Raw genomic sequence first — 5,802 nt, forward strand, 5'->3', positions numbered from 1 at the left:
GATCCGGCCCCAGGCTGGGCCGGTGCGCGCCGCGGGGGCGCGCAGCCAGGCTCATGGCGGGTTACAGCGCGCTTTGGACGCGCCCGGCGACGTCGGCGGGGACCCACTTGGTCCAGACGTCGGGTTTGTTCTTCAGGAACCACTTGGCCACGGCGCTGGCTTCGTCGCCGGACTCTTCCATGTGGGCCAGGGTTTCATTGATCACCGGCAGCGGCACCGAGACCTTGGACAGGAATTCGGTGAGCTTGGGGGCTTCCTCGGAGAACTTGGTGTTCACCGCCGTGAAGACGGGATTGTCGGGATAGGCGCTGGGCTCGGGCTTGGCGCACTTGGGCGACGTCAGGCACTTGTGCTTTTCGGCGTCGTAGGGCGGCATGTCGAGCTTGACCAGGTCCATCGCGCCGACCAGCGGCGTCGGCGACCAGTAGTAGAAAACCACGTTCTGCTTGCGCTTGTAGGCCGACATCAGCGCCGCCTTCTGCGCCGCGCCCGTGCCGGGCGAATACAGCGTGTACGAGTCGTCCAGCTTGAGGGCGTGGAACAGGTTGTTGCTGGTGATTTCGCAGCCCCAGCCTGCCGGGCAGCCGTAGAAGCGGCCCTTGCCGGGTTCTTCCGGATCCTTGAACTTGTCCTTGAACTTCGGCAGGTCGGCCGCGGACTTCAGCTCAGGCAGACGCTCGGCCGTGTAGCGCGGGATGTACCAGCCCTCGGCGCCCATGTAGAGGTCGCCGATGCGCTTGACCTTGCCGGTCTTCTCGGCGCGGTCCCAGGGTTCGGCAACGCTGTTCAGCCAGATCTCGGTATTGATATCCAGATCGCCGCGCTCGAGAGCGGCCAAGGCGGGCAGGGTCTCGGTGGGCAGGGTTTCGGTCTTGCAACCGTAGCCCTTTTCCATGATGAAACGTTCGACGTCAACCAGGACCAGGTTGGATTCCCAGTTCATCGCGCCGAAATTGACCGGACGCTTGATTTCGCACTGGGCCGGGTCGGCGGCTTGGGCCGCACCGGCGAAGGCGAACAACACAGCCGCGGCGGCCAGGGTCTTGACAGGGGTAAAACGCATTGGCTTTTGCCTCCATAGGTTCAGGCACACACGCCAGGTTTGGGCCCGGAGGTGCCATGGAGCTAAGGGGGTTGTGCGGAAGACGGGCAGAACCGCCAATACAAACCGACACTAGCAACAAGACGGTCCGCGAGGATGCGTCGTCTTGCAAGACAGGAGCTTCAAAAACGCAGTTTTTGAAAACCCACAGAAAGTGAACAAACTGAACGAAGAAGCCAGCATCTTAAACGAAATTGATGCTCAACCCAACCCCACACCGGAATGAATCAGATACATTTCGGGAAATAATGGTCCGGGAATACCCGCATCCACAGGGGGTGGAATGGCAAATTCCCCTAAGGGATTTTGATTCAAGGACAAAGATACATTAAGTTAAAAATAGATTCTTATCTACACACTTTAGCGGTTTCAAAACGGCCGGAATTGCCTGACCCGGCCGTTGCGCGGACACCTTCCGACGGGTTTCCGCCGTCATTTTCCCTTTTGCAGCGGCCACTCCATGGACGCTTGCCGGCCGCTATCCGTTCTTGCCATACATATAGTCCCGGCGCCAGGGATAGGCCTGGTCCGGCGGATTGTCCAGCTCGTCGGGCCGCCCCGTCGCCGGGTGCTGGCCCAGGATCTGATGCAGCGCTATCCAGCCATGCTCGAACCCCATGGCGCAGCCGGCCAGGTAGAGGCGGTAGGCCCGCAGCGAGCGTTCGCCCTGCTCGCCGCCCAGGATACGCGCGGCTTCGGGCAGGCGCGCCTCCAGCGCATCGCTCCAGGCCCACAGGGTGCGCGCGTAATGCGGCCGCAGGTTTTCCACGTCCACCTCTTCCAGCCCGCCGTTGGTCAGGGTTTCCATCACCACGCTGATGTGGGTCAGTTCGCCGCCCGGGAAGATGTATTTCTCGATGAATTCGCCCATGCCGTTGCCGAGTTCGGCGTTGTAGACGCCGGCCGCGGTAATGCCATGGTTCATGATCAGTCCGCCCGGCTTGAGCAGGCGGCGCAGCTTGGCGAAATAGCCTTCGAGCTGGGCGCGGCCCACGTGTTCGAACATGCCGACCGACGCAATCTTGTCGTAGGGCGCGGATTCGTCCAGCTTGCGGTAATCGAGCAGCTCCATGCGGACCCGCCCGGCCAGCCCCTGCTCCTGGATCAGCTTGCTGACATAGGCATGCTGGTTGCGCGACAGCGTGATGCCAGTGGCGTCCACGCCGTAGTGCTCGGCCGCCCACAGCAGCAGGCCGCCCCAGCCGGCGCCCACGTCCAGGAAGCGCTCGCCTTCCCGCAGGCGCAGCTTGCGGCAGATGTGGTCCAGCTTGGCTTCCTGGGCCTGCGCCAGCGTCATGCCCGGCTCGCGGTAATAGGCGCAGGAATAGACCCGGCGCGGATCCAGCCAGAGGGCGTAGAAATCGTCCGACAGGTCGTAGTGGAACTCGATCTGCTTGGCATCGCGCTCCACCGAATGGCGCCAGACCGACACCACCTTGCGCACCAGTTCGGTCAGCCAACCGCCGCGCGCCGCATCCACCGGCGAACCCGGCAGCAGCGCCGATGCCGCCGCCATGACATCGCGCATATTGCCTTCGATGTCGATGCGGCCTTCGACGTAGTCCTGCCCCAGAACGCCTACCGCGCCTTCGGCCAGGTGCGCCAGCGCGGTCTTGTCATGCGCGACGAAACGGACGCGGGGCTCGGGCGGCCCCAAAGTGGTGCCGTCGGGCAATACTAGCTGGACAGGCACCGGCAGGGCCTGGAGTTTGCGTTCCACAACACTCAACAAAGGACTCACGACCACTCCTCTGGATACGTACGGACGGCAATGACTTTATCGGAAAAAACCTGAAATTTGCTTGTAAGGTTGCCCGTGATACAGTCGTCTACTTGGCCCAAAACGTGCAACAAACCGCATCCGGGCCCTGTCACTGCGCTACCCCGCAATCCACATGCCCCCATCACAGTCTTTTCGCAGCGGCCTGCCCGGCTGGCTGATACTCATGGGCGCGCTGACCGCAATCGGTCCGTTCGCCATCGACATGTACCTGCCCGCGTTCCCCACGATCGCGGCAAACCTGGGCGTATCCCGCGGTGATGTCGAACGCACGCTGGCCGCCTACCTGATCGGCCTGGCGATGGCGCAAGTGTTCTACGGCCCGATGGCCGACCGCTATGGCCGCAAGCCGCCGCTGCTGGTAGGCCTGACGCTGTTCATGATCGCCTCCCTGGGCTGCGCGCTGTCGGGGTCGGTCGAAGCGCTGACCGGCTGGCGCGTGGTGCAGGCCATGGGCGGCGCCGCCGGCATCGTGATTCCGCGCGCGGTCATCCGCGACCACTACGAAACCCATGAAGCCGCGCGCGCCATGTCGCTGCTGATGCTCATCATGGGCCTCGCTCCCATACTCGCGCCGCTGGCAGGCGGCCAATTGCTGGCCATCACCTCGTGGCGCAGCCTGTTCTGGGTGATGCTGGCCGGCGGCGCGATGCTGATGGCCGCCGTCATTCTCATCATGAAGGAATCGCTGGCGCCCGAGCGCGTGGTGCCGCTGCGTTGGGAAACCATACTGCGGAATTACCGCGACCTGTTCGCCCATCGCGGCTTCATGTCGCACAGCCTGGCCGGCGGCTTCGGCCAGGCGGGCATGTTCGCCTACATCATCGGCTCGCCGCGCGTCTTCATCGAGCTCTACGGCGTGCAACCCCAATACTACGGCCTGCTGTTCGGCACCAACGCGCTGTCGCTCATCATCTGCTCGCAGATCAGCGCCCGCCTGCTGCGCACCTACACGCCCCGCCAACTGCAACGCCGCGCCCTGACCTCGCTGGCCTGCGCCAGCCTGGCCGCGGTGGCGCTGACGCTGGCCGGCTGGATGACGCTGCCGCTGTTGATGCTGTGCCTGATCTGCTACATGGGCAGCCAGGGTTTCGTGAATCCCAACTCGGCGGCGCTGGCGCTGTCGGACCAGGGCAAGCGCCTGGGCGCGGCGTCCGCGCTCTTGGGGACGCTTCAGTTGTCCTGCGGCGCCCTGGCTGGATTCGCCGTCAGCGCGTGGCAGACCGACAGCGCCCTGCCCTTGACGACCACGCTGGCGACCTGCGCCTGCCTGTCCTGGATCTCCGGCCGCGTGGCGCAATCGCACACCAGCTAGCCTGCCTGCTTGATTTAATTACGCTTTTCGTATTAGAATCTAAGTCTTCACATGAAGTTTCCCGTGCAGGACTACTATGCTTTGTAGTTCAGCACTCTGACCCCAACCGCGCAACGTCTGGCGATTCCCCAGGAATTCCCAGAGATTCTTCCAAGAATTTTGCGGGTGGCAGGCAGCGGGTATAAGCACTGGGGCGGACCAGACTGGGCTTTAACGGCCATTCCGATCCCCCCTCATCCACTAAGACTGGGTGGCCGGCAAAGGCAGCGCAAGCGCCTGTACAGCCCGGCGGCTGAAACCCTGTCTACCCCCCAAGCGATGCGCGACAAAAGAATGACCTAAAGAGGTGCATCCATGGCACGCGTATGCCAAGTGACCGGCAAAGGCCCGATGGTGGGCAACAATGTTTCGCACGCAAACAACAAGACCAAGCGTCGCTTCCTGCCCAACCTGCAATCGCGCCGGTTCTGGGTTGAAAGCGAAAACCGCTGGGTCCGCCTGCGTGTTTCGGCCAAGGCCATCCGCACGATCGACAAGAACGGCATCGACGCCGTGCTGGCCGACATGCGTGCCCGCGGCGAAATGGCCTAATCGGCCTCCCCGCCAATCTACATACTAGGAGCACGACATGGCCAAAGGTATCCGCGAAAAGATCAAGCTCGAGTCGACTGCCGGCACGGGTCATTTCTACACGACCACCAAGAACAAGCGCAACATGCCTGAAAAGATGCTGATCAAGAAATTTGATCCGGTCGCTCGCAAGCACGTTGACTACAAGGAAACCAAGCTGAAGTAATTCAGCCGGTTTTCCTGGAAGACGAAGAGGCCCTGCATCGCAGGGCCTTTTTCATTTCCAGACCCGCGTGGCGCGGGGGCCGTGTCTATTGCCCCGGGGCGAAGGCCCATGTTCCAATTGGGCCGCTGTCATCCGCCGCGCCTCCAGGCGCCTGATTCCCTCCGCACCCGATACCTGCCATGTTCCGTCCCTGCCTTACCCTGTTGCGCCGCGCCGTGGCGCCGGCACTCCTGGCCCTGGCGCTGACGCCCGCCGCCTCCGCCAAGGACAAGGAGCCGCCCATCCGCATCGGCGAGATCAACAGCTACAAGGCGATCCCCGCCTTCCTCGGCCCGTACAAGAAGGGCTGGCAGCTGGCGCTGGAAGAGGTCAACGCCGGCGGCGGCGTGCTGGGCAGGAAGCTGGAAGTGATCTCGCGCGACGACAACGGCAACCCCGGCGATTCGGTGCGCGCGGCCCAGGAATTGCTGGCGCGCGAAAAGGTCGAGCTGCTGTTCGGCGGATTCCTGTCCAACACCGGTCTGGCGCTGACGGATTTCGCCAAGCAGCAGCAGGTGTTCTTCCTGGCGGCCGAGCCGCTCACCGACAAGATCACCTGGCAGGAAGGCAACCGCTATACCTACCGCCTGCGTCCCTCCACCTGGATGCACGTGGCGGCGCTGGCCCCCAAGGCGCTGGCCTTGCGCAAGAAACGCTGGGCCATCGTCTACCCCAACTATGAGTACGGCCAGTCCGCCGTGGCCACCTTCAAGGCCATGATGACGTCGTTCCAATCCGACGTGGAATTCGTCGCCGAACAAGCCGTGCCG

Annotated in this window: 6 protein-coding genes; 4 read left to right on the forward strand and 2 right to left on the reverse strand. The window is 63.2% G+C overall.

The genetic code is table 11. From position 1 onward, the window contains the following. Positions 1 to 61 precede the first annotated feature (61 nt). Positions 62 to 1,063 carry an ABC transporter substrate-binding protein gene (locus tag VIR09_RS24245; protein ID WP_332015165.1) on the reverse strand — a complete coding sequence of 334 codons (1,002 nt, stop codon included), beginning with the start codon at positions 1,061 to 1,063 and terminating at the stop codon, positions 62 to 64. 517 nt (positions 1,064 to 1,580) lie between these two features. Then, entirely contained in the window at positions 1,581 to 2,843 is a 1,263-nt protein-coding gene (locus tag VIR09_RS24250) for a class I SAM-dependent methyltransferase (protein ID WP_332015166.1), read from the reverse strand. Positions 2,844 to 3,048: 205 nt separating this feature from the next. On the opposite strand from VIR09_RS24250, the gene VIR09_RS24255 reads away from it, so the two are divergent. The 4 genes from VIR09_RS24255 to VIR09_RS24270 form a co-directional block, all read left to right on the forward strand. Then, positions 3,049 to 4,197, forward strand: a complete 1,149-nt coding sequence (locus VIR09_RS24255; RefSeq protein ID WP_332015169.1) for a Bcr/CflA family multidrug efflux MFS transporter — start codon at positions 3,049 to 3,051, stop codon at positions 4,195 to 4,197. 354 nt (positions 4,198 to 4,551) lie between these two features. Beyond that, positions 4,552 to 4,788, forward strand: a complete 237-nt coding sequence (rpmB, locus tag VIR09_RS24260; protein WP_332015167.1) for a 50S ribosomal protein L28 — start codon at positions 4,552 to 4,554, stop codon at positions 4,786 to 4,788. A 37-nt stretch (positions 4,789 to 4,825) separates the two neighbouring features. Next, entirely contained in the window at positions 4,826 to 4,993 is a 168-nt protein-coding gene (gene rpmG / locus VIR09_RS24265) for a 50S ribosomal protein L33 (protein WP_003810296.1), read from the forward strand. 179 nt (positions 4,994 to 5,172) lie between these two features. Next, positions 5,173 to 5,802 (forward strand): ABC transporter substrate-binding protein (locus tag VIR09_RS24270; RefSeq protein ID WP_332015168.1); only part of this gene is annotated, 630 nt, incomplete at its 3' end.

This window comes from Achromobacter sp. (genome assembly GCF_036567245.1).
Lineage (GTDB): Bacteria > Pseudomonadota > Gammaproteobacteria > Burkholderiales > Burkholderiaceae_B > Achromobacter.